24 protein-coding genes and 1 tRNA gene are annotated in these 23,819 nt (G+C 65.9%); 16 read left to right on the forward strand and 9 right to left on the reverse strand.

What is annotated here, in order from left to right:
• The first annotated feature begins 54 nt into the window (after nt 1–54).
• From OG716_RS01685 to OG716_RS01700, 4 genes are all read left to right on the forward strand, one after another.
• Complete coding sequence (locus OG716_RS01685) at nt 55–1,095, forward strand: branched-chain amino acid ABC transporter permease (RefSeq protein WP_327140843.1); 1,041 nt, start codon at nt 55–57, stop codon at nt 1,093–1,095.
• A complete protein-coding gene (locus OG716_RS01690; RefSeq protein WP_327140842.1) occupies nt 1,092–2,318 on the forward strand; it encodes a branched-chain amino acid ABC transporter permease in 1,227 nt (408 codons plus the stop codon). Before OG716_RS01685 ends, OG716_RS01690 begins: the two co-directional genes overlap by 4 nt.
• Nucleotides 2,315–3,286 (forward strand): ABC transporter ATP-binding protein, encoded by a 972-nt coding sequence (locus OG716_RS01695; protein WP_405135954.1) that lies wholly within the window; start codon nt 2,315–2,317, stop codon nt 3,284–3,286. Before OG716_RS01690 ends, OG716_RS01695 begins: the two co-directional genes overlap by 4 nt.
• A gap of 83 nt (nt 3,287–3,369) precedes the next feature.
• Nucleotides 3,370–4,065: an ABC transporter ATP-binding protein gene (locus OG716_RS01700; protein ID WP_405139453.1), complete on the forward strand. Its 696-nt coding sequence runs from the start codon at nt 3,370–3,372 to the stop codon at nt 4,063–4,065.
• A 63-nt stretch (nt 4,066–4,128) separates the two neighbouring features.
• Here the strand turns inward: OG716_RS01700 and OG716_RS01705 are convergent.
• Nucleotides 4,129–4,201: transfer RNA gene (locus tag OG716_RS01705), tRNA-Trp, on the reverse strand.
• A 180-nt stretch (nt 4,202–4,381) separates the two neighbouring features.
• On the opposite strand from OG716_RS01705, the gene polA reads away from it, so the two are divergent.
• Nucleotides 4,382–7,126: a DNA polymerase I gene (gene polA / locus OG716_RS01710; protein ID WP_405135955.1), complete on the forward strand. Its 2,745-nt coding sequence runs from the start codon at nt 4,382–4,384 to the stop codon at nt 7,124–7,126.
• 540 nt (nt 7,127–7,666) lie between these two features.
• Here polA and OG716_RS01715 read toward each other — a convergent pair.
• The gene (locus OG716_RS01715) at nt 7,667–8,005 is read right to left on the reverse strand and encodes a four-helix bundle copper-binding protein (protein ID WP_327140839.1); all 339 of its coding nucleotides are present in this window, start codon (nt 8,003–8,005) and stop codon (nt 7,667–7,669) included.
• Between the two features lie 202 nt (nt 8,006–8,207).
• On the opposite strand from OG716_RS01715, the gene OG716_RS01720 reads away from it, so the two are divergent.
• Both OG716_RS01720 and OG716_RS01725 read left to right on the forward strand, forming a co-directional pair.
• The gene (locus OG716_RS01720; protein WP_297618851.1) at nt 8,208–8,339 is read left to right on the forward strand and encodes a hypothetical protein; all 132 of its coding nucleotides are present in this window, start codon (nt 8,208–8,210) and stop codon (nt 8,337–8,339) included.
• A 96-nt stretch (nt 8,340–8,435) separates the two neighbouring features.
• Complete coding sequence (locus OG716_RS01725) at nt 8,436–8,858, forward strand: 2-keto-3-deoxygluconate kinase (RefSeq protein ID WP_405135956.1); 423 nt, start codon at nt 8,436–8,438, stop codon at nt 8,856–8,858.
• Nucleotides 8,859–8,941: 83 nt separating this feature from the next.
• On the opposite strand, the gene trxA is transcribed toward OG716_RS01725, so the two are convergent.
• Nucleotides 8,942–9,325, reverse strand: coding sequence for a thioredoxin (gene trxA / locus OG716_RS01730; RefSeq protein WP_327140836.1), 384 nt, complete (start codon nt 9,323–9,325; stop codon nt 8,942–8,944).
• A 130-nt stretch (nt 9,326–9,455) separates the two neighbouring features.
• Here trxA and OG716_RS01735 point away from each other — a divergent pair, with 130 nt between their 5' ends.
• From OG716_RS01735 to OG716_RS01750, 4 genes are all read left to right on the forward strand, one after another.
• Nucleotides 9,456–10,565, forward strand: a complete 1,110-nt coding sequence (locus OG716_RS01735) for an isocitrate/isopropylmalate dehydrogenase family protein (RefSeq protein WP_405135957.1) — start codon at nt 9,456–9,458, stop codon at nt 10,563–10,565.
• Between the two features lie 152 nt (nt 10,566–10,717).
• Nucleotides 10,718–11,626 (forward strand): ABC transporter substrate-binding protein, encoded by a 909-nt coding sequence (locus OG716_RS01740; RefSeq protein WP_405135958.1) that lies wholly within the window; start codon nt 10,718–10,720, stop codon nt 11,624–11,626.
• 9 nt (nt 11,627–11,635) lie between these two features.
• Nucleotides 11,636–12,592, forward strand: coding sequence for an amino acid ABC transporter permease (locus OG716_RS01745; RefSeq protein ID WP_405135959.1), 957 nt, complete (start codon nt 11,636–11,638; stop codon nt 12,590–12,592).
• On the forward strand, nt 12,589–13,368 hold the full coding sequence (locus OG716_RS01750) for an amino acid ABC transporter ATP-binding protein (protein ID WP_405135960.1): 780 nt from the start codon (nt 12,589–12,591) through the stop codon (nt 13,366–13,368). Before OG716_RS01745 ends, OG716_RS01750 begins: the two co-directional genes overlap by 4 nt.
• A gap of 200 nt (nt 13,369–13,568) precedes the next feature.
• Here OG716_RS01750 and OG716_RS01755 read toward each other — a convergent pair whose 3' ends face one another.
• The 3 genes from OG716_RS01755 to OG716_RS01765 are packed head-to-tail and all read right to left on the reverse strand — an operon-like array spanning nt 13,569 to nt 15,195.
• A complete protein-coding gene (locus OG716_RS01755; RefSeq protein WP_405135961.1) occupies nt 13,569–13,865 on the reverse strand; it encodes an alpha/beta fold hydrolase in 297 nt (98 codons plus the stop codon).
• Between the two features lie 5 nt (nt 13,866–13,870).
• Nucleotides 13,871–14,311: an alpha/beta fold hydrolase gene (locus OG716_RS01760; RefSeq protein ID WP_405135962.1), complete on the reverse strand. Its 441-nt coding sequence runs from the start codon at nt 14,309–14,311 to the stop codon at nt 13,871–13,873.
• Nucleotides 14,275–15,195: a LysR family transcriptional regulator gene (locus OG716_RS01765; RefSeq protein WP_405135963.1), complete on the reverse strand. Its 921-nt coding sequence runs from the start codon at nt 15,193–15,195 to the stop codon at nt 14,275–14,277. The genes OG716_RS01760 and OG716_RS01765 overlap by 37 nt, the downstream gene beginning before the upstream one ends.
• A gap of 71 nt (nt 15,196–15,266) precedes the next feature.
• Here OG716_RS01765 and OG716_RS01770 point away from each other — a divergent pair, with 71 nt between their 5' ends.
• Both OG716_RS01770 and OG716_RS01775 read left to right on the forward strand, forming a co-directional pair.
• Entirely contained in the window at nt 15,267–16,628 is a 1,362-nt protein-coding gene (locus tag OG716_RS01770; protein ID WP_405135964.1) for an FAD-binding oxidoreductase, read from the forward strand.
• 131 nt (nt 16,629–16,759) lie between these two features.
• Nucleotides 16,760–17,638, forward strand: coding sequence for an SPFH domain-containing protein (locus OG716_RS01775; protein ID WP_327140827.1), 879 nt, complete (start codon nt 16,760–16,762; stop codon nt 17,636–17,638).
• A 240-nt stretch (nt 17,639–17,878) separates the two neighbouring features.
• On the opposite strand, the gene OG716_RS01780 is transcribed toward OG716_RS01775, so the two are convergent.
• Entirely contained in the window at nt 17,879–18,751 is an 873-nt protein-coding gene (locus OG716_RS01780; RefSeq protein WP_405135965.1) for a class I SAM-dependent methyltransferase, read from the reverse strand.
• Nucleotides 18,752–19,048: 297 nt separating this feature from the next.
• Between OG716_RS01780 and rpsA the strand changes: the two genes are divergently transcribed.
• Nucleotides 19,049–20,533 (forward strand): 30S ribosomal protein S1, encoded by a 1,485-nt coding sequence (gene rpsA, locus OG716_RS01785; RefSeq protein WP_355128505.1) that lies wholly within the window; start codon nt 19,049–19,051, stop codon nt 20,531–20,533.
• 82 nt (nt 20,534–20,615) lie between these two features.
• Nucleotides 20,616–21,245 (forward strand): TetR/AcrR family transcriptional regulator, encoded by a 630-nt coding sequence (locus tag OG716_RS01790; protein WP_405135966.1) that lies wholly within the window; start codon nt 20,616–20,618, stop codon nt 21,243–21,245.
• An 80-nt stretch (nt 21,246–21,325) separates the two neighbouring features.
• Here OG716_RS01790 and OG716_RS01795 read toward each other — a convergent pair whose 3' ends face one another.
• Nucleotides 21,326–21,610: a hypothetical protein gene (locus OG716_RS01795; RefSeq protein WP_405135967.1), complete on the reverse strand. Its 285-nt coding sequence runs from the start codon at nt 21,608–21,610 to the stop codon at nt 21,326–21,328.
• Nucleotides 21,611–21,975: 365 nt separating this feature from the next.
• Between OG716_RS01795 and OG716_RS01800 the strand changes: the two genes are divergently transcribed.
• Entirely contained in the window at nt 21,976–23,505 is a 1,530-nt protein-coding gene (locus OG716_RS01800) for a phospholipase C (protein WP_405135968.1), read from the forward strand.
• 81 nt (nt 23,506–23,586) lie between these two features.
• On the opposite strand, the gene OG716_RS01805 is transcribed toward OG716_RS01800, so the two are convergent.
• Nucleotides 23,587–23,805 (reverse strand): hypothetical protein, encoded by a 219-nt coding sequence (locus OG716_RS01805; protein ID WP_405135969.1) that lies wholly within the window; start codon nt 23,803–23,805, stop codon nt 23,587–23,589.
• Nucleotides 23,806–23,819 lie beyond the last annotated feature (14 nt).

Below are 23,819 nucleotides of genomic sequence, written 5' to 3' on the forward strand. Positions count from 1 at the left end.
GGCGTGTGCCGGCGATCCCGGCGCACGCCGCTTCCTCTACGGCGAGAGTATTGAATGTCTTCATCCCTATTGGCCGATGCGGCTCTGCTTGCCAACGGGTCCATCGAATTCAACGTCTCGGGCGTGGTCGACCAGTTTTGGCGACTTACCGTGGACGGCTTGGCATATGGTTCGATCTACGCCTTGGTGGCGGTCGGTTACACCCTCGTCTACGGTGTGCTCCGGCTGATCAATTTCGCCCATTCGGAAATATTCATGGTGGGCATGTTCGGTCAGTATGTCGGCCTGATGGTGGTCGGATTCAGCCCCAGCGGCAATGTCTATTCCGAAGGCGTCGTTCTCACCGTCGTATATCTGCTGGTGGCCATGGTCATCGGCATGCTGGTGTCCGGCCTGACCGCGGTCGGCCTGGAACGCGTCGCCTATCGGCCGCTGCGTAAACGCGGCGCCAAACCCCTGATCTTCCTGATCACCGCGATCGGCATGTCGTTCGTGCTGCAGGAGACCGTGCACTACGTCCTGCCGAAGCTGACCAACAAGAACATCGGCGGCACCAATGCGCAGCAGCCGATCATGCTGGTGCAGCCCACCGAGCAGTTCAAGATCTTCGGCGCGTCGGTCACCAATGTAACCCTGGTGATCATCGTGGCCGCGGTGATCCTGGCCGCCACCACCGAAATCCTCATCAACAGAACCAAATTCGGCCGCGGCATTCGCGCCGTGGCGCAGGATCCGGACACCGCGACCCTGATGGGCGTCTCGCGGGAGCGGATCATCATGCTGACCTTCCTGCTCGGCGGTCTGCTGGCCGGCGCCGCCGCACTGCTGTACACGCTGAAGATCCCGAACGGCATCATCTACTCCGGCGGATTCATCCTGGGCATCAAGGCCTTCAGCGCCGCGGTGCTCGGCGGCATCGGCAATCTGCGCGGTGCGCTGCTGGGCGGTCTGCTGCTCGGCCTGGCCGAGAATTACGGTCAGATTCTGTTCGGCACCCAGTGGCGTGACGTGGTCGCCTTCGTGGTGCTGGTGGCCGTGCTCATGTTCCGTCCGACCGGCATTCTCGGTGAGAGCCTGGGAAGGGCGCGAGTATGACACACGCCGTACTACCGAACGAAAAACCTTCCGCCGGAAGGGGTGTCGGCGATGCGATCCGCACCTGGTGGAACGGACTGTCGCGCCCGGCGCAGTGGAGCGTGGGTGTGCCCGCGATCGCTGTGCTCGCCCTGCTGCCGCTGTTCAAGGTGCCGCTGCTCGATACTCCGGGCACCAGTTTCTCCGGGGTGATGGCGCAGTTCGCCATGACGGCCCTGATCGCCGTCGGCCTGAATGTTGTTGTCGGCCAGGCGGGTCTGCTCGACCTCGGCTATGTCGGCTTCTACGCGGTCGGCGCGTACACCGTCGGCCTGCTCACCAGTCCCAACAGCCCGTGGAATCAAACCGACGGCTGGTTGAAGCCCGGCTGGGCCTGGATCGTGTGTGTACCGCTGGCCATTGCCGTCACCGCGGTCTCCGGCCTGATCCTGGGCACGCCGACCTTGCGGCTGCGCGGTGACTACCTCGCCATCGTGACCCTCGGCTTCGGTGAGATCGTGCGACTGCTCGCCGACAATCTGGGCGATATCACCAATGGCAGCCTGGGCCTGTCCCGGATCGCGTATCCCCGGGTCGGGGTCTCCGACTCCCATCCGGAGGGCTACTTCTCCTCCGGCAATCTGGGGCAGCCACACAGCTGGAATCCGCTGGACCGGGCCAATTCCGGCGCCTGGTGGTTCTGGCTGGGCATGCTGTTCGTGGTCCTCATCCTGCTCTTCGTCGGCAATCTGGAGCGCAGCCGCGTGGGCCGCTCCTGGGTGGCCATTCGCGAGGACGAGGACGCCGCCGAGATGATGGGCGTGCCCACCTTCAAGTTCAAACTGTGGGCGTTCATGATCGGCGCGGGCATCGGCGGTATGTCGGGTGCGCTGTATGCCGGTCAGGTGCAGTTCATCAATCCGACCGGGTTCAACATCATCAACTCGATGCTGTTCCTGTGCGCGGTGGTGATCGGCGGCCAGGGCAACAAGCTGGGCGTGATCGTCGGGGCGTTCCTGATCGTCTATCTGCCGAACCGGTTCATGTCGGTGAATATCGGCGGGCAGTCGCTCGGTGACTACAAGTACCTCTTCTACGGTGTCACGCTGGTGGTTGTGATGATTTTCCGGCCGCAGGGGCTGTTCCCCGTGCGGCAGAAGCTGCTCGCCTACGGCAGGCAGATCACGCGGGCCGTGCGGCGGCCCGGAGAGACGGCCGAAGCTACGTCAGGAGCGAACCGATGACCGGGCCGGGTCCGGGCGATGCGATGTTCGACAACGAGGATGTCGCCGCGGGATACGCGCGGACTCCGGACTTCGAACCGAGCGCGGGGACGCTGGATGTGACCGCGGTCCTGCCTGTCTACAAGGACCCCGAGGCGGTCGCGGAAGTTGTTGCGCCGCACCGTGAGATCGAGACCCGGGTGGGCGAGCCGCTGCTGCGCACCGACGGGCTCACCGTGAAATTCGGCGGCCTCACCGCGCTGGAGAATGTCACCTTCGATATTCGCCGCGGTGAGATCCTCGGGCTCATCGGGCCGAACGGTGCGGGCAAGACCACCTGCTTCAATGCCATCACCGGTGTGTACCGCCCGTCCGGCGGCACCGTGTACTTCGACGGCAAACCGCTCACCAAGACCAAGCGCAATGAGATCACCCGCCTGGGCATTGCCCGCACCTTCCAGAACATCCGGCTCTTCTCGGAGATGACGGCTCTGGAGAATGTGGTCGTGGGCACCGACGCACGGCACAAGACCTCCGTGCCGGGTGCGGTATTCCGGACGGCGCGCCATCGCCGCGAGGAACGGGACGCGGTCGAAAGGGGTATGGCGCTACTGGAATTCGTCGGTATCGCCCCGCATGCGGTGGAGAAGGCGCGCAATCTCTCCTACGGTGATCAGCGCCGCCTGGAGATCGCGCGCGCGCTCGCCACCGAACCGAAACTGCTGTGCCTGGACGAGCCCGCCGCCGGATTCAATCCGCGGGAGAAGTCCGCTCTCATGGATCTCATTCGCAAGATCCGCGACGACGGCTTCACGGTGCTGCTGATCGAGCACGACATGCGCCTGGTCATGGGCGTCACCGATCGGGTGGTGGTGCTGGAGTTCGGCCGCAAGATCGCTGACGGGCTGCCGGCCGAGATCCGGGAGGATCCCAAGGTGATCGCCGCCTACCTGGGCGTGCCCGACGAAGAGATGGGTGAAGCCCTGTGACATCGCCGAACCCCGCCAAGACGCCGGCTGCGAAGGCAGTCCTGCCGCCCGCCGACCCCGATGCGCTGCTGCAGGTCGACGATATGGTGGTCAGCTACGGCAGAATCCAAGCGCTGCACGGCATTTCGCTGTCCGTGGCGCCGGGTGAACTGGTCACCCTGCTGGGCGCGAACGGCGCGGGCAAGACCACCACCATGCGCGCGCTGTCCGGGCTGCTCCCGCTGGGGCGTGGCCGGGTGCTGTTCGACGGCCGCGATATCACCCGGGTGAAAGCGCACGAACGTGTCGGCCTGGGCCTGATCCAGGCGCCCGAGGGACGCGGTGTGTTCCCGGGTATGACGGTCCAGGAAAACCTCGATATGGGTTGCTATTCCAGGCCTTTCAAGAACAAGGCCGACTACAACCAGACCCTGGAGTGGGTCTTCTCGCTCTTCCCGCGCGTCAAGGAGCGGCAGAAGCAGGTGGGCGGCACACTCTCGGGCGGTGAGCAGCAGATGGTCGCCATTGCCCGCTCCCTGATGGCGCGCCCGAAGCTGCTGCTGCTCGATGAGCCGTCGATGGGGCTGGCCCCCATGATCATCCAGCAGATCTTCCGCATCATCGCCGATATCAATGCCCAGGGCACCACGGTCCTGCTGGTCGAGCAGAACGCCCAGCAGGCCCTGACTCGCAGCGACCGCGCCTACATTCTGGAAACCGGCGAGGTCACCAAAACCGGCAACGGCCGCGAGCTGCTGCACGATCCGGCGGTCAAATCCGCCTACCTCGGCGTCGGCTGAATCAGCCTGCCCCGGAAAGCATTCGGGCCGGTCACCTGTGACGGTGACCGGCCCGGTCTCATGCAGGGGCGACAGGAATCGAACCTGCAACCTGCCGCTTTGGAGACGGCTGCTCTGCCAATTGAGCTACGCCCCTTGGTTCTCGCGTGGCTACATTATCAGCCCGCGCCCTCCGGCGAAAATCCATTTCCCGGCGAGGCCACTATCCAGCAAAAACCCCGGCCGACCGAGCGCGGGTCGCCCGGTTCGTCCGCTTGGGCGTGGCGAATGCGCCCGGTTCCCGCACGTGTCGGTGCACGTCCCTAGACTCTGTGCCGTGACCCCTGCCTCTACCGATCAGCGGCCGAGTGCCGCGTCCGCATCTGGCGCTGCCGTGTCCACCGAGCAGCCGACGCTACTGCTGCTGGATGGACATTCGCTGGCTTATCGCGCCTTCTACGCGCTGCCCGCGGAGAACTTCAAGACGGCGAGCGGGCAGACCACCAATGCGGTGTACGGGTTCACCGCCATGCTGATCAACCTGCTGCGGGACGAGAAGCCCACGCATGTGGCCGCCGCGTTCGATGTGAGTCGCAAGACATTCCGGACGGAGGCGTATCCGGAGTACAAGGCGAATCGGGCCACTACTCCGGATGAGTTCCGGGGGCAGGTGGAGACCACCCAGGAAGTACTGGGGGCAATGGGCATTCCGGTCATGGCCATCGAGGGGTACGAAGCCGACGATGTGATCGCGACGCTGGTCACGCAGGCGGTGCCGGAGGGCTTCCGGGTGCTGATCGTCACCGGTGACCGCGATGCGCTGCAGCTGGTCAATGACAATGTCACCGTGCTCTACCCGAAGAAGGGTGTTTCCGAGCTGACCCGGTTCACCCCGGCCGCGGTGGAGGCGAAGTACGGGCTCACGCCGGCGCAGTATCCGGATTTCGCGGCGCTGCGCGGCGACCCCAGCGATAACCTGCCGGGCATTCCGGGCGTGGGCGAGAAGACCGCCACCAAGTGGATCAACGAATACGGTGATCTGGAGAACCTGGTCGACAAGGTCGACACGGTGAAGGGCAAGGTCGGAGACGCACTGCGCGCCAACCTCTCCAGCGTGGTGCTCAATCGGCAGCTCACCGAAATGGTGAAGGATGTGCCGCTGGCGTACACGCCCGATCAGCTCGGTATGCAGCCGTGGGATCGGGACAAGATCCACCGCCTCTTCGACGAGCTCGAATTCCGGGTGCTGCGTGATCGGCTGTTCGACACGCTCGCGCCGGTGGAGCCCGAGGCCGAGTCGGGCTTCGAGATCAGCGGCGCGGCACTGCCGCCCGGCACCGTCGGCGACTGGCTCGCCGAACATGCGAAGGCCGGTGTGCGGCACGGACTCTCGGTGGTGGGCGTGGGCACGCCGGTGCACGGCGATGTGAAGGCGCTCGCGCTGGCCGCCGCCGACGGTGAGGGCGGTTATCTCGACGTCCACACCCTGACTCCGGAAGACGAAGCGGCACTGGGCGCTTGGCTCGCCGACCCGGACACCTTCAAGGCCGTGCACGAGGCCAAATCCGCCATGCACGCGCTGCGCGGACGCGAGTGGACGCTGGGCGGGCTCAGCACCGATACCGCGCTCGCGGCGTATCTGGTGCGTCCGGGCCAGCGCTCGTTCAATCTGGACGATCTGTCGCTGCGCTACCTGAGCCGGGAACTGCGCGTGGACGACGGCGGGGAAACCCAGCTCTCCCTGCTCGATGACGAGGATCAGGCCGACGCCGAGGTCGCCCAGGCCGAAATGCTGCGTGCGCGTGCGGTGTACGACCTCGCCGACGCCTTCGACGCGGAACTCGAGCGCATCGAGTCCACCGCGCTGCTGGGCGATATGGAACTGCCGCTGCTGACCGTGCTCGCCGATCTGGAGGCCGCGGGCATTGCCGTGGATTCCGATCAGCTCGAGGAGCTGCAGCAGGAATTCGCGAACCGGGTCGGTGAGGCCGCCAATGCGGCGTACGACGTGATCGGCAAGCAGATCAATCTGGGCTCGCCCAAGCAGCTGCAGGTGGTGCTGTTCGACGAGCTCGATATGCCGAAGACCAAGCGCACCAAGACCGGTTACACCACCGATGCCGATGCGCTGGAGAGCCTCTACGAGAAGACTCAGCACCCGTTCCTGCAGCACATGCTCGAGCACCGCGATGCCACGCGCCTCAAGGTCACCGTCGACGGCCTGCTCAAATCGGTCGCCGACGACGGGCGCATTCACACCACCTTCAATCAGACGGTGGCCGCGACCGGTCGCCTGTCCTCCACCGAGCCGAATCTGCAGAACATTCCGATCCGCACCGATACCGGGCGTCGTATTCGCGACACCTTCGTGGTGGGTCCGGGATTCGAATCGCTCATGACCGCCGATTACAGCCAGATCGAAATGCGGATCATGGCGCACCTGTCCAAGGACGAGGGGCTCATCGAAGCCTTCAACTCCGGCGAGGACCTGCACAATTTCGTCGCGTCGAAGGCATTCGACATTCCGATTACCGCGGTCGACGCGGAATTGCGCCGCCGTATCAAGGCCATGTCCTACGGCCTGGCCTACGGTCTGTCGGCCTACGGTCTGTCGCAGCAGCTGAAGATCAGCGCCGAAGAGGCCAAGGCGCAGATGGATGTGTACTTCGAGCGCTTCGGCGCCATTCGCGACTACCTGCGCGATGCCGTCGACGAGGCCCGCAAGACCGGCTACACCGAAACCCTCTTCGGCCGCCGCCGCTACCTCCCGGACCTGGACTCCAGCAATCGCCAGCGCCGCGAGGCCGCCGAGCGCATGGCCCTCAACGCTCCCATCCAGGGCACGGCCGCCGACATCATCAAGGTCGCCATGATCGACGTCCAGCGCGCCATCCGCGCCGCCGGCCTGAAATCCCGCATGCTCCTGCAGGTCCACGACGAACTCATCTTCGAAGTGGTCCCCGGCGAACGCGAGCAACTCGAAGCCCTTGCCCGCGAACACATGTCGAACGCCATCGAACTCTCGGTCCCCCTCGAGGTCTCCGTCGGCGTCGGCCGCAGCTGGGACTCCGCCGCCCACTGAGTGTCCGTACCTCTAGATCTTGCGGCCCGTGCTCTGACGAGCACGGGCTGCGGTGCGTAAGAGGGAGTTTCGTGCCCCGCGGACACCGAATTGGCCGCGATTTTCGGAAATCCAGCCTCCGTCGCGTCTCAGCGAGCCGAGCGCGTGGTGGTGGGGGGCTGCCACCGGGGGCGACTTGGGGCAGGCGCTCCTGATGTGGCGAATTGCCGTGCCATCCCAGCGCCCTTTTGGCCCGGATCCACCGAAACCTGTTGCAGCGCTGCCGGTGCGGATCCCGGCCACAAGCATGCCGGGATGACGGGTGAGCCCGGGTGCCCGTCGAGCAGATAGCGCCGGCGGTGCACATCGTGCACATCGGCGGGCCTGTCCGGTCCGTCCACCGAGCGCGCCGAGTTGGCGGTGCCCCTGGTGGTGATGCTCCGGATTGCCGGGGTGAATTCATGCAGCGTCAGTGGGACGGCAATGCGGGCACGGGTGTGGCGCTTCGGATTCGCCCTAGAGGACGGGCATTTCGGGCGTCAGCGGGTAAATGGGGCAGGTTTACGGGGCGGCGGTGAGTTGGGTGGCGAGGAGGTTGACTACCTCGGCGGTTTCGCGGCAGGTGCGGGCGGCGATGGGTTCGTCGAGGCGTTCGCAGCTTTCGGCGGTGGCCGTGCAGACCTTGGCGGTGAGCTCGCACAGTTCCAGGGCCCACGGGGAGCGGCGGTCGAGGATGTCGGCGGTGAGGCGGCAGAGCGCGGCGCAGTCCATCAGCTGGGCGATATGGGCGCGGGCGGCGTGGTCGCCGCCGATATCCAGGGATTCGCCGGTCTGGCGGACGCAGGTGCGGTGGCAGCCGAACAGATGGTTGATCGTCTGCATGATTTTCGGATCGGTCATCGCGGAGGTGCTCCTCGGAGTTCACGGAGGGTTCGAACGACAGTCCGACAGGGTTTGCCCATTGTGGCATCCGAGGTTGCTATAGCTGATGACGGAGGTTGCTATGGCGCGCGCCACAGGCGGATGACCTGCGGCAAAGTTACCCGTGAGTCGAAGACGAATATGGTTGCCAATGCCTGTATCAGCCCTTATGCTCGGTCCCGTGCCGAATCCCGCCTACAGCCGCAGCGCAGCGCAGAATGTCGCCGACCGCGACCGCGCCGCGCTTGTTCCGCTCACCGCGATGGTGGCTGTGGCGCGCGTACTCGTAGTTCTCCGCCGCAGCGGGGTCTGATTTCGGACCGGCCCCCCCGCTGCGGGCCGTGTGAATCTTTTTCTTGTGCTGGTCCCCTCTGCCAAATTCTGCGAAGAGTCGGGAAGACCTAGTCCAATGACACTCACCATCGATACCCACATGTTCATCGCCGCTGCCCCCGCTACTCTGCGGGCCGAGAGCGCCGGCCTGAGCCCCGCCCAGTTCTACGACCGCTACTGCCGTGATGCGGGTGCGCTCAAACTGAGCGAATGGACTCACCTCCGGGCCGCGAATTTCACCGCGACCCTGGAGTTCGCCGGCCGGCTGCGCACCGTCACCGCGACCGGCAGCCCGGTCGCCGCACTCACCTCGGCGCTCTACGACGAGGGCTATCCCATCGAGATCCTGCAATTCCATCAGCGCCGCACCGAAATCGGCACCGCCACCTTCGTGCTGTGCGAGTTCAACGGTCGTCGCGGCTGGGGCGCGGCCCTTGCCGGCGACAGCGCGGAATCCACTGTCCGCGCCATGATCGCCGGTATCAACACCTTCGCCTGACGCATAAACGAATACGCCGCAACCCTTTCCAGGGTGCGGCGCATTCGAATGTGTGAATTGTGTACTGTGCGAGGGGATTTCCCTTACTGCTCAGCACCCTGCTCGGCGCCCTGCTGCTCCGCGAGCTGCTTGCGGACCTCTTCCATATCGAGCGCCTTCACCTGCCCGATGAGATCCTCCAGCGCGGCCGGCGGCAGTGCACCGGGCTGCGCGAAGACGAGCACGCCTTCGCGGAAGGCCATCAGGGTGGGGATGGAACGGATATTGGCAGCAGCGGCGAGTCCCTGCTCGGCCTCGGTATCCACCTTGCCGAAGACGACGTCGGGGTGATTCTCCGAGGACGCTTCGAAGGTCGGGGCGAACTGGCGGCACGGACCGCACCAAGCGGCCCAGAAATCGACGAGAACGACATCACTCCCGGTGACGGTCTCGTCGAAGTTCTGCTCGGTCAGTGTCTGGGTGGCCATGACGTCCTCTCGTGTCGGGTTTCCCGGTCCAACACCGGTCCCTGCTGTTCTCTTCCCTTTACCCACTACGGTAGCCGCCAACCGCGTGCCGCCGCGTGGCTGTCCGGCCGATTGCGCGAGGATGACGGTCATGAGCGACAGCGAGACTCGGCTACCGGGCGACAGTGATATTCGGCTCCGGCTGGGCCTCATCGAGGGCGACGGCATCGGCCCGGAGATCGTCCGGGCCACCCGTACAGTGGTCGACGAAGCCGTCGAAGTGGTGGGTCTGTCGCCCATCGAGTGGGTGCCGCTGCTGATCGGTCACGCCGCCATCGAGGAATTCGGCGATCCGATGCCGGAACCGACCCTGAAGGCGCTCGAGGGTCTGGACGCCTGGATCATGGGCCCGCACGACAATGCCTCCTATCCCGCCGACCACCGCACCGGTCTGCCGCCGGGCGGCGCGATTCGCAAACGATTCGGCCTGTACGGAAATATCCGTCCGGCGCGCACCCTGGACGGCGTCCGCGCGACTACCCCGGAGATGGATCTGGTGATCGTCCGGGAGAACAGCGAGGGGCTCTACGCGGACCGGAATATGTTCGCGGGCTCGGGGGAGTTCCAGCCCACCGCGGATGTGGCGCTGTCGGTCGGCGTGGTGACGCGCGCGGCGACCGAGCGAATTGCGCACTTGGCCTTCGGAATCGCGCAGACCCGGAGTAGGCGGCTCACCATCGTGCACAAGGCGAATGTGCTGCCGATGACCATGGGCATGTTCCGGGATGTGTGCTACGAGGTCGCCGAAGCGTATCCGGACGTCACCGTGAACGATCGGCACGCGGATGCGGTGGCGGCGCTGCTGGTCCGCGCACCCGCCGATTTCGATGTCATCGTGACCGAGAATCTCTTCGGCGACATCCTCTCGGATCTGGCCGGTGAACTGAGCGGTTCGCTGGGTATGGCCCCCTCCCTGAATTGTTCACAGCGCCAGGCCATGGCGCAGGCCGTGCACGGCGCCGCACCGGCACTGGCCGGGCACAATCGTGCCAATCCGGTTGCGCTGCTGGCCTCCTCCGCCATGCTGCTGCACTGGCTGGCCGAACGCGATTCCTACAGCGCGCTGCGGCGGGTGGCCGAGCGGATCGAACATGCGGTTGCCGAGACGTTGCGGTCCGGTGTCGCGACATCCGATTTGGGTGGGTTAGCATCTACCTCCGAATTCACCGAGCAGGTGCGGGCCCGGCTGCACCGCTGGTGAGCGCACTTCCGGAACCGGGCGTGTATCGGCCATGCATCGGCGTGTCGCCGATTAATGTTCGGTTACCGACCCGCATGGAATGTTCGACTCGCTTACATTTCAATCGGCGGGCGACGCCCGGTTGTCGCGTGACCGAACTGTGGAGGACTGCTGTGTCTGTTCGTAAAGATTTCCGCGGGCGTGCCCTGCGGGCCGTCTGCGTACTAGCGGGCGGCGCCCTGGCGCTGACCGCGTGTACGAGTAATTCCGACTCCAATGCGCCTGCGGTTTCCAAGGTGGATGTGTCCAAGGTCGATTCCATCGCGGCCAAACTGCCCGCGGACATCAAGAGCAGCGGCAAGATCGTGGTCGGCGTGAACGTCCCCTACTCGCCCAACGAGTACAAGGATCCGGGCACCGGCAAGATCGTCGGATTCGACGTCGATCTGGTGGACGCCGTCGCCAAGGTGCTCGGCGTTTCGGCCGACTACCAGGAGTCGGACTTCGAGAAGATCATCCCGGCCATCGAGGCCGGCACCTACAACATCGGCATGTCGTCGTTCACCGACAACAAGGAGCGCGAGGCCACCGCGGACTTCGTCGACTACTTCAATGCGGGCAGCCAGTGGGCCCAGCAGAAGGGTAAGCCGGTCGATCCGAACAATGCCTGCGGCAAGCGAGTCGCGGTGCAGCGCACCACCGTTCAGGACACCGACGAGATCCCGGCCAAGAGCGCCAAGTGCAAGGCCGAGGGTAAGCCGGAGATCACCAAGGTCTCCTACGACGAGCAGAGCGCCGCGGCCACCGCGCTGGTGAACGGTCAGGTCGACGCCATGTCCGCCGACTCCCCGGTGACCGCGTACGCCATCAAGCAGAACCAGGGCACCATCGAGGCCGCCGGCGCGATGTTCGATTCGGCGCCGTACGGCTGGCCGGTCAAGAAGGGCTCCACCCTGGCGCCGGTCCTGCAGGAGGCCCTGCAGCACCTGATCGACAGCGGTGAGTACAAGCAGATCGCCGAGAACTGGGGCGTTCAGGACGGCGTGATCACCAAGTCGGTCATCAACGGCGCACAGAGCTGATAACGCTAGATGTCACAGGACGAGACTAATTCCGCAGCCTCGGCCGTGACGGTCGCGACCACCACCGAGCCCGCGCCGATCAAAGCGATTCCGCTGCGACGGCCGGGCCGGTGGATCGCCGCCGTGGTGCTGCTGACGCTGGTGGGGCTGTTCCTCTACGGCGCCGAGACGAACCCGGCCTATCACTGGGATACGTACTGGAAGTACTTGCGCGACATCAACATTGCCAAGGGCGCCGCGGTCACGCTGGAGCTGACCGTGCTGGCCATGTTCATCGGCGTGCTGCTCGGGGTGCTGCTGGCGGTCATGCGGCTGTCGCCGAATCCGGTGCTGCGCTCGGTGGCCTGGGCGTACCTGTGGATCTTCCGCGGGACGCCGGTGTACGTGCAGTTGGTGTTCTGGGGTCTGTTCCCCTCGTTGTACAAGACGGTGACCGTGGGCGTGCCGTTCGGGCCGTCGTTCGCGAATTTCGATGTGCAGCACTGGTCGGCGCCGTTCTTCTTCGCGGTGGTCGGCCTCGGGCTGAACGAGGCCGCCTATATGGCCGAAATCGTCCGCGCCGGAATCAATTCCGTCGACGACGGGCAGCGCGAGGCGTCGGTGGCGCTGGGTATGTCGTGGTCGCAGACCATGACCCGCACCGTGCTGCCGCAGGCCATGCGGGTGATCATTCCGCCGACCGGCAATGAGCTCATCTCCATGCTCAAGACCACCTCGCTGGTGACGGCCATCCCGCTCACCACCGACCTGTACGGCCGGGCGCGGGATATCTACGGCGTGAACTTCCAGCCGATTCCGCTGCTGCTGGTCGCGGCGACCTGGTACCTGATCATCACGAGTGTGCTCATGGTGGGTCAGTTCTACCTGGAGCGCTACTACTCGCGGGGTACCTCGCGGAAGCTGACGGGACGGCAGGAGCGCGCCCTGGTCGCCGCGCAGGCCGTCGGAGGGGATGGGCGCAAATGAGTCTCGAGGATGCCTCGGCGCCGATGGTGCGCGCCGAACAGGTGTACAAGAATTTCGGCGCACTCAATGTGCTCAAAGGGATTTCGCTGGAGGTGAAGCGCGGTGAGGTGATGTGCCTGATCGGCCCGTCCGGGTCCGGCAAATCCACCTTCCTGCGGTGCATCAACCACCTCGAGGATGTGAACGCCGGTCGGCTCTACGTGGACGGCGTGCTCGTCGGCTACCGTGAGAAGGGCGGCAAGCTCTACGAACTGCATCCGCGCGATGCCTCCAAGCAGCGCCGCGATATCGGCATGGTGTTCCAGCACTTCAACCTCTTCCCGCACCGGACCGTCCTGGAGAACGTCATCGAGGCGCCCACCCAGGTGAAGAAGCTGAGGAAGGCCACCGCCGTCGCCCGCGCCCGCGAACTGCTGGACCGGGTCGGCTTGGCGGACAAGGCATATTCGTATCCGGCGCAGCTGTCCGGTGGCCAGCAGCAGCGGGTCGCCATCGCGCGGGCGCTGGCCATGGATCCCAAGCTGATGCTCTTCGACGAGCCCACCTCGGCGCTCGATCCGGAACTCGTCGGCGAAGTCCTCGGCGTCATGCGCGAATTGGCGGCCGACGGTATGACCATGGTGGTCGTGACCCACGAAATGGGTTTCGCCCGTGAGGTTGCCGACCAGCTGGTGTTCATGGACGCCGGAGTGGTGGTGGAGGCCGGTGATCCGCGCGAGGTCCTGGGCAACCCCCAGCACGACCGCACCAAGGCCTTCCTCTCGCGCATCCTGTAGCGAGACAAGCCTTCCCACCCGGCCCCGCTCCGTGACTCGGAGCGGGGCCGGTGCATATCCAGGCAGCCCACCCCGTTCTCGGGTGCCCATCTCCGCCATCCCGGCGCGCTCATGGCCGGGAGCCACGAAACCTCTTGCTGTGCAAGGGGGGTGTGAATCCCGGCCGAAAGCATGCCGGGATGACGGAGGCTTCGGTGCCGTCAGGGCTTTGTGGGGGTGCGGAGAAAATTCAGCACTGTGTCGGTTCGGCCGAGGATGGCGTGGCCTACGCCGGGGAGTATTTCGACCGTTGCGTTCGGGACGAATGTGGTTATGCGGCGGGCGGTTTCGGTGGAGTCGATCATGACGTCGCGGTCGCCGGCAATGGTCAGGACCGGCATGAGGAGGGCGGCGAGTTGGGCATCGGTGACGCGGGGAAGGCGTTCGGTGCGGGGGTTGAAGTGGGTGAAGGTCAGGGCGATATCGTCCAGGACCGGTCCGAGATCTGCTGCGTCCAAACCGGTTACGGTCTGGGCTGAGCGGCGGATAATGTGGCGGCCCAGCAGCCGGGGGAGTATCTCTCTTTGAGGATCCAGCCGTAGCGCTGCTTGCCGACGCCGCCCGGGCAGAGCAGAGCCAGGCCGGTGATGCGGTCCGGGCGGCGTACGGCGTAATCCAGTGCGGTCCAGCCGCCGAGTGACATGCCCACCACGGCCGTGCGCGAAATGCCCAGTCCCGCCCGGACATCGTCCAGCCACAGTGCGACCGCGTCGGAGTTCAGCTTCGGGCGCGCGGGTGCGCTGCCGCCGGGTTCGCCGACGAGGTCGACGGAGTAGGTGCGGAAATCCCTTGACCACGAGGCGATATCGCCGCGCCAGGTCGAGGAGTTGGCCCCGGAGCCGTGCAGCAGTACCAGCGGCGGCGCGTTCAGGGGTGGCGGAACATCGTGGCCGGATCTTTCCACCCGCCGACGGCGATGCGGAGTTGGCCCAGCAGGACCTTGGCGGCCGGGCTCAGCGTCCGCTCGTTGTTCCAGCCGAGTACCAGCCGTCCCGTCATCGGCGGATCGATATCGAGCATGCGCACCCCGAGTTCGGTGGCATCCGCACCGGCGAGCGGGGGGACGATGGCCACGCCGAGCCCGTGCCGGGCCAATCGGATGAGCAGGGGTGGGGCGGCCGCCTCGAAAGCCACATCGGGTGTCAGACCCGCTGCCGCGCAGGCTGTTTCGAGCACGCCTCGAATGCCGGAGCCGGGTGGCAGGCAGATGAGCGGATGCTCGCACAGCTCGGCCAGGCCGATGCGGTCGCCGAAATCGGCATCGAGGGCGACCGCCGCGACAATGGTGGAGTCGAAGACGATCTCGGTCGCGACGGCGGGACCGAGGTCCGCGCTCGAAATGCTGAGCAGCGCGATATCGAGCTCGCCGTGCCGCAGCGCCGCGATCATCCGCTCGGAGGTGTCCTCGGTGAGCGAGATGGCGATCTGCGGATGGTCGCGGTGGTAGTCGGCCAGCACCTGCGCGATATCGATCTCGTCATTGGCCGCGCCGGAGATCAGCCCCACCCGCACCCGCCCGCGCAGCAGTCCGGTGAACTCGTCGACGGTGTGCGTGATCTGCTCGGTGGCCGCCAGTGCCGCCCGGGCGTGCGGTAGCACCACCGCGCCGATCGGAGTGAGGCGGACCGCGCGGGTCGAACGATCCAGAAGTGGTTGCCCCAGTTCGCGTTCCAGCTGGCGGATCTGCGAACTCAGCCCGGGTTGGGTCAGGTGCAGGCGGGCGGCCGCCCGGGTGAAGTTGGCCTCCTCGGCGACGGTGACGAAGTAGCGCAGCTGCCGCAGTTCCATAACTGCTGATTATAACTACTAGACAAACTAACTGTTGGAGTTATCAATCAGACCGGGGCAGAGTCGTTGACATGACCAAGACAACGCACTCGAGCCCCGAATTGCCCGCCGCCACCGGTCCGGTCCTGCGGCCGGGCGACACCGGTTACGACGCCGAAATCTCGGGATTCCAAACCGCTTACACGCACCGCCCCGCCATTGCTGTCGCCGCCGCGCATGCGGAAGATGTGCGCGCCGCCGTGGAATACGCGGCACGGCAAGGACTTCCGGTCGCCGTGCAGGCCACCGGGCACGGCCTGGCGGTTCCAGCCGATGGCGGTGTGCTCATCAATACCCGTCGTCTGACCGATATCCGGATCGACGCCGCCGCCCGCACCGCCCGGGTCGGGGCCGGTGTTCAGGCCGGACATCTCATCGAGGCGGCAGCCGCGCACGGGCTCGCGCCGCTGAATGGCTCCTCCGATTCCGTCGGTGTGGTCGGCTACACCCTGGGTGGCGGCATCGGCCTGATGGCCCGCGAATTCGGTTATGCCGCAGACCATGTGCGCGCCGTCGAGATCGTCACCGCGGATGGACGGCTGCGCCGCCTGGCGCCCGGTGACGAACTCTTCGGGGCGGTGCTGGGCACCGGAGGTAATTTCGGTGTCGTCACCGCGCTGGAGCTCGAATTGGTGCCGGTGACAACGGTTTACGGTGGCCAGCTGCAATTCGACGCCGCGCTCGTGCCACAGGCGCTGGAGGCCTGGCGGCTGTGGACCGCCGATGTCCCCGAACAGCTCTCCTCCGCCATCACCATGATGACCATGCCGAATATCCCGCAGTTCCCGGAGCATCTGCGCGGCCGGTACCTGGCGACGGTGAACATCGTCTACACCGGTGCGGAGGCCGAGGCGGAGCGCCTAGTCGCACCGCTGCGTGCGGTGGGCGAGCTGTTCTCCGACAATCTGCGGGTCATGCCCTACGCCGACAGCCACACCATCTACAACGATCCGCCGAACCCGCACCCATACACGGCCACCAACGCGCTGCTGTCGGAACTGCCGGCCGATGCCACCGATGCCTTCCTGGAGGCGACGGGCCCGCAGTCTCCGCTCCCGGTCGTCGCGGGTTTCCGGCACCTGGGCGGCGCTCTGGGCCGTCCCGGACCGTCCGCGATGGAGCACCGCGAGGCCGAGTACGTGGCCCGCGCCATCGCCATGCCGGGGCCGGACGATGCCGCGATCGCCGACGGACTGGCGCGGATCAGGAAGACGGTGCAGCCCTGGACCATCGGCCACAATCTGAACTTCCTCTACGGCGGCGGGGCCGACGCGGACGAGGCGCAGACCCGCGCGGGCTACTCCGACTCCGGTTACGACCGCCTGGCGGCGCTCAAGTCGAAGTACGACGCGCGGAACCTCTTCCGCTTCAACCGCAATATCCTGCCGCGCTGATCCGCTGCCGCAGCGCGCCCGCCCTTGCTCCGAGGGCGGGCGCGACGCGTTTTCCGGGGGGATATCGACCCTTGGCAGCTACCTCGCGACGCGCTATCGTCGTGATATCACTTCGATACTAGGAGAGTGTCATGGAGATGCGTCGGACGTTCCGGGTGAACGGGTTCCTGATGCTGGGGGTCCTGATACTGCTGATCATCGCGATCGCCGTGGAGATCAACGGGCTCAAGGGCGATGGCGACTCGGGGAGTTCCTCGACCGCGCTGGGCATACTGCTCGCGGTCACGATCCTCGCGGCGGTGCTGGTGCTGAGCGGGTTCGTGGTCGTGAATCCCAACCAGGCCAAGGTGATTCAGTTCTTCGGCCGCTACATCGGCTCCGTCGAGGAGTCGGGATTCCACTGGGTCACGCCGCTGAGCAGCCGCCGCAATATCTCGTTGCGGGTGCGGAATTTCGAGACCCAGAAGCTGAAGGTCAACGATTCGGCCGGCAACCCGGTGGAGATCGCCGCGGTGGTCGTCTACCGCGTGGTCGACAGCTTCAAATCGGCCTTCGCCGTCGACGACTATGTGGACTTCGTCCGGACCCAGTCCGAGACCGCGGTCCGGCACCTGGCCACCACCCACCCCTATCAGACCGATGACGTGGACGGCACCAGTCTGCGCAATGGCACCGAGATCGCCGGTGAGCTCACCGCCGAACTGCGTGCGCGCACCGAGCTGGCCGGTATCGACATTATCGAGGCCCGCATCACCCACCTCGCCTACGCACCGGAGATCGCCCAGGCCATGCTGGTTCGCCAGCAGGCCGATCAGGTGGTCGCCGCCCGCAGCCGCATTGTGGCCGGCGCGGTCGGTATGGTCGGTATGGCCCTGGACAGCCTCGCGGAACAGGGCATGGTCGAACTCGATGAGGAGCGTAAGGCGGCAATGGTTTCCAACCTGCTGGTTGTCCTGTGTGGTGACCGCGCCGCACAGCCCATCGTCAATGCCGGAACCCTCTACTCCTGATGCCGGCGGCCAAACGCGAACCGAAGCGAGTCCTGCTCCGACTGGACCCGGCCGTACACGACGCGATCGCCAAATGGGCCGCAGACGACCTTCGGAGCATCAACGCCCAGATCGAGTACGCCCTCCGCCTGGCGCTGAAACAAGCAGGGCGGGAACATAAATCCTCCTGATCGCCGGTATGCCCCCTCCCACTCACGGGCGGGGCATACCGCTGTCACGGGAATCCCCGATCACCGGAGGTCAGCGGGGCTTCTCGGTGATGAAAATGGCTGTGCCCGGGAAGATTTCGCCGCGCAGCGGACTCCACTGGCCCCATTCGCGTTCCAGCCACTCGGGCCATTCGGGTTCGACCAGGTCGACCAGGTTCAGCCCGGCCGCGACGACTTCGCGGACGCGGTCACCGACGGTGCGGTGGTGCTCCACGTAGGTGGGTTCGCCGTCGGCGTCGAGTTCCACGTAGGGCGTGCGGTCGAAATACGGGATGGTCGCGCGCAGGCCCTCGGGTCCCGGATCGTCGGGGAAGATCCAGCGCATGGGGTGATTGACGGAGAAGACCCAGCGGCCGCCGGGGCGCAGCACCCGGGCTACCTCGCGCATCACCTTCGCGGAGTCGGCCACGAACGGCACGCCGCCGAAGGCCGAGCAGGCGAGATCGAAACTGGCGTCGGCGAAGGGCAGTTCCTCCGCGCCCGCCTGCACCAGCGGCACGCGCGGACCGCCCGCGGCCATGGCGGCCAGTCCGCGGTCCAGCATCCGGCGCGAGATATCGAGCCCGACCGGATGCGCGCCGTGCGCCGCGAGCCAGCGGGAGCAGGGTGCGCTGCCGCAGCCGATCTCCAGAATGCGCTTGCCGGCAATGTCCCCGAGGAACCGCCAGTCGCCCTCGTGCAGCCCCTCCGGGCACCAGACGAACTCGCCCGCGGCCGAATCCACGCCCAGGAAATCGGCATGGGTCTCGTGATACGCCGCCGCGTCCGCGTCCCACCATCGGCGACTGGCACGCTGACTGGCGTCCGAGTCAATCTTGGCGCGAGCCACACCCACCGTCCCGAGCAGGGAGTTCGCCTCGGCGTGGCGGTCGTCGTCGGGGCGGGCGGGCTGATCTTCGGGCATTGCCCAACCCTATCGACTCGCGACCGAGTACCCGTGTTTGCTTGGTACAACGGACGTCGCGTACGCTGTTTTCCGCGAGTGTCTTCTGTACTCGGATCGGCTCGGATGGTTCGAGTTGGTCCGGGCAGAGCAGATGATCGTGCTGTGAGTCACCCGTGCTATGAGTGCAGCGTTGTGCTCCGCCACAGCGAGGTGCTGTTGCATGACCCAACGTAGTTCCATCGCTGTGTGTTCGCAGCAATACCGAAAGCCCACATGTCCACTACCGACCACAATCCGTCCGGAGCCTCCCAACACATGCCCACTACTGTGACCTCGCCGCAGGTAGCCATTAACGATATTGGCTCCGCCGAGGACTTCCTCGCCGCCATCGACAAGACGATCAAGTACTTCAACGACGGCGATATCGTCGAAGGCACCATCGTCAAGGTCGACCGTGACGAGGTCCTTCTCGACATCGGTTACAAGACCGAAGGCGTCATCCCCTCCCGCGAACTGTCCATCAAGCACGATGTCGACCCGAATGAGGTCGTTTCCGTGGGCGATGAGGTCGAGGCCCTCGTTCTCACCAAGGAGGACAAGGAAGGCCGCCTGATCCTGTCGAAGAAGCGCGCGCAGTACGAGCGGGCTTGGGGCACGATCGAGGAGCTCAAGGAGAAGGACGAGGCCGTCAAGGGCACCGTCATCGAGGTCGTCAAGGGCGGCCTGATCCTCGACATCGGTCTTCGTGGCTTCCTTCCGGCTTCGCTGGTCGAGATGCGCCGTGTCCGCGATCTGCAGCCGTACGTCGGCAAGGAGATCGAGGCCAAGATCATCGAGCTGGACAAGAACCGCAACAACGTGGTTCTTTCCCGCCGTGCGTGGCTCGAGCAGACCCAGTCCGAGGTCCGCTCCGAGTTCCTGCACCAGCTGCAGAAGGGCCAGGTCCGCAAGGGCGTCGTGTCCTCCATCGTCAACTTCGGTGCCTTCGTGGACCTGGGTGGCGTCGACGGCCTGGTGCACGTCTCCGAGCTGTCCTGGAAGCACATCGACCACCCGTCCGAGGTTGTCGAGGTCGGCAACGAGGTCACCGTCGAGGTGCTCGACGTCGACCTGGACCGCGAGCGTGTCTCCCTGTCGCTCAAGGCAACTCAGGAAGACCCGTGGCGTCAGTTCGCCCGGACCCACGCGATCGGGCAGATCGTCCCGGGCAAGGTCACCAAGCTGGTCCCCTTCGGTGCCTTCGTGCGCGTCGAAGAGGGCATCGAGGGCCTGGTGCACATCTCCGAGCTGGCCGAGCGCCACGTCGAGGTCCCGGACCAGGTTGTGGCAGTCGGCGACGACGCCATGGTCAAGGTCATCGACATCGACCTGGAGCGTCGTCGTATCTCGCTCTCGCTGAAGCAGGCGAACGAGGACTACAACGCCGAGTTCGACCCGTCGAAGTACGGCATGGCCGACAGCTACGACGACCAGGGCAACTACATCTTCCCCGAGGGCTTCGATCCCGAGACCAACGAATGGCTCGAGGGTTCGGACAAGGTCCGGGAAGAGTGGGAAGGCCGGTACGCCGAGGCCGAGCGTCGCCACAAGATGCACACCGCTCAGATGGAGAAGATGGCCGCTGACGCTGCCGCCGAGGCCGCCAACGGCGGTTCCTCGAACTACTCCTCCGAGACCGGTGCTGCCGCTCCGGCCGCAGCCGCTTCCTCGTCCTCGTCCTCTGCCGAGCCCGCCGGTGGCTCGCTGGCGAGCGATGCGCAGCTGGCCGCGCTGCGTGAGAAGCTGTCGGGCAACGCCTGATTCGCTGCTCTCGCAATAAGCGATAGCTAGAAGAGCCCCGGGTCCGCAATGGACCCGGGGCTTTTCGCTATTCTCGATGCATATGTTTCCTTCCGCCACGGAGTCGGTGTCGCTGTGGGAGCGCCGCAAGGTCGAGGCCATGAGCCGTATCCAGCGGGTGGCGCTGGATCTGTTCGACGAGTACGGGTATCGCGATGTGACGGTCGAGCGGGTCGCGGGTGCGGCGGGGGTGTCGCCCAGCTCGATCTATCGGTATTTCGGGACCAAGGAGATGCTGGTCCTCTACGACGAGGCCGATCCGCAGATTCTCGAGGTGCTGCGGACCGCGGGTGGCGGTGCGACGGCCACGCCCGCCGAATTGCTCGCCGTGGCGCGGTCGCTGGCGCCGGTCCTGATCACCGCGATCATCACCCCCGAGGTCGAACGCCGCACCCGCATGCGCATGCGGCATGTGCTGACCATTCCCGAGGTGCGTGACCGGCAGGTCCGGCAGATGCGCGAACTCGAGGAGCAGTTCCGGGTGCTGATCGCCGAGCGCACCGGCCGCGATACCAATGATCTGCAATTGCGGATCGCCGTCGCCACCGTCGTCTGGGGATGTACGGGGGCCCTGGACCATTGGGCCGGAACGGATTTCGCCGTGCCGATGCAGGCCGTCTACACCGCGGCGCTGGAGTCGATCCTGTCGGCGGTGGAGGCCGTGCTCGGCTGAGTCCGGCGCAGCGCCGGCAGCCACCAGTTCCAGCGGCCGAACAGCTGCATGAAGGCCGGCACCAGAATCAGGCGCGACGATCACCGCGTCGATGGTGACCGCGACCGCCAGCGCGAAGCCGATGCGGTGGCCAGCGCACGGTCGACGACGGCCCGGAGTTCGGGGCTGTCGGCGGTGTAGCGGCCGGAGTGGAAGACGATCAGATCCTGCTCCGTGCCGAGCTGCGAGAAATGTTCGGCCGCAAGTCGTTCCGCGGCAGCCGATGCGGATCCCGGGACGCCGTAGTCGGGTGCGCCGAGGCGGTGGTGCAGGGCCGGATAGGCGGCGGCGCACACCACGATCAGCAGCAGCCAGACACCCAGCACCGCCGGCGATGCCCGGCCATGAACATGCCGACCCGTCCGACGACGCCGATCCGCTCGCCGGAATGGGTGGGATCCTGCCGGGCGGATGTCGCGGATCGAGCCATCGTTCCCCTTGAACGCCGGATACCTGAGAGTGACTTTCAGGTATTGGCGTCAGCCTAGGCGGACCCTCGACCTACCTGCAAGGCACTGTCAGAAATTCGCTGTAGTGTGAGCACCGCCTCGGCGCGGCGCGGCGCCGGAAACCGGCCGGATACCGGTGGTTTGCTGTCCGGACATCATGCGAAGGTTTGATGTAGGTCAAGCGCCCAACTGGAAAGATTCGGCGCGTTCAGATGTCATCTAGCGGAAGGCGTTGTCGGAGTATGGGCTTGTTCGCCGGTATCAATCGACGGGATTTTCTGGCGAAGGCCATGGCTGCGGGTGGTGCGGCCGGCATGGCATCGCTGGCCGGCCCGATTATCGAGCGGGCCTACGCCGCGGATCCGGCGGGCATGGGCGGGCTCGGCGATATCGAGCACTTCGTCCTGCTCATGCAGGAGAACCGCTCGTTCGACCACTACTTCGGAACCCTTTCCGGCGTGCGAGGATTCGACGACCCCTCACCGGCGTGGAACCAGTACGGCTACACACCGGGCGTCGGCCCGACCCCGGACGGCTTCATCAACCCGTTCCGCCTGGACACCGAGCGCGGCGCGAGCCTCGACGGCGAATGCATCAACGACCCGGACCACACCTGGGCGGGCATGCACAAGGCGTGGAACAACGGCAGGAACGACGGCTGGATGCCGATGTCCATCGCCTCGGTCGGCGCCGGGAACGGGCCCGCCGCCATGGGCTACTACACCCGCGCCGATATTCCGGTGCACCACGATCTCGCGGACGCCTTCACCATTGCCGACGGCTACCACTGCTCGGTGCTGGGCCCCACCGATCCCAATCGGCTGTACTGGATATCGGGAACGATCGACCCCGACGGGCTCAACGGTGGTCCGCTGCTGCAGACCCCCACGCTCATTCCGCAGAATGCCTACAGTTGGCGGACCATGCCGGAGAACCTCTCCGATGCCGGCGTGAGCTGGAAGATCTACAACAATCGCGATGTCGGCCCGCTGTCCTCGGTCATCCTCGACGGCATGCTGGGCTGCTTCAAGCAGGCCGCCGATCCGGCCTCGGAACTGGCGCGCCGCGGTAAGGTCCCGGCCTACCCCAGCGATTTCGCCGCCGATGTGGCCGCCAATCAGCTGCCCGCCGTCTCCTGGGTGATCCCGTCGCTGCTCAACTGCGAACACCCCGCGCTGCCACCGGCTTTGGGTGCGGTCGGCATTATGCAGGTGCTCGATATCCTCACCTCGAATCCGGCGGTGTGGGAGAAGACCGCGCTCATCGTCAGCTATGACGAGAACGGCGGCTTCTTCGATCACGTCACGCCGCCGACCGCGCCGCCCGGCACGCCGGGGGAGTACGTCACCGTGCCGCTGGACAAGGCCGAGAAGTCGGAAGGCATCGCGGGCCCGATCGGACTGGGCTACCGGGTGCCGTGCTTCGTGATTTCCCCGTACAGCCGAGGCGGTTTGGTCGCCTCGGAGACCTTCGACCACACCTCGCAATTGCGTTTGCTGGAGCGTCGCTTCGGCGTGGACGTGCCGAACCTGACCCCGTGGCGGCGCAGCGTCACCGGCGATATGACCTCGGCCTTCGATTTCGCCTCGGGTCGCGATGCGGTGATGCCCGCCTTCGGGCCCGCGGACCGCAAGGTGAATGCCGCACTGGCGCAGTGCGGTCCGAATGTCGCGCTCGGTTATGCGAATGCCGGTATCCCGTATCCGGTGCCGCCGAACTCGATGCCGACCCAGGAGCCGGGTAGCCGTCGTAAGCCCAGCGGCCTCGTCTGAGGACGCTGGACGTCGTCCGTCCGGAGTGCGCACGAGAGTGGCCCAGTCCCGATCGGGGCTGGGCCACAGTCGTATTCGCAGTCACATGGCGGTGGCCGGAACCCAGCGGACGGTGGCCGAGGTGGAGCGAGAGCGTTTTCGCATGGCGGCCAAACTATGCCGTGCGGGACTGAGCAGTGCGCTGAACCACGCGCGACGATGCTCGGCCAGCGCTGCCGCGACCGCGGGAATCTCGATGCAGTGCATCGTGCCCGGCAGTCCCAGACGGTGCCGACCCGTCTGGTTGTTTCTGGTGCCCAATGGTGTTCCTTCTC

This window comes from Nocardia sp. NBC_01388, from assembly GCF_045040085.1.
GTDB lineage: Bacteria > Actinomycetota > Actinomycetes > Mycobacteriales > Mycobacteriaceae > Nocardia.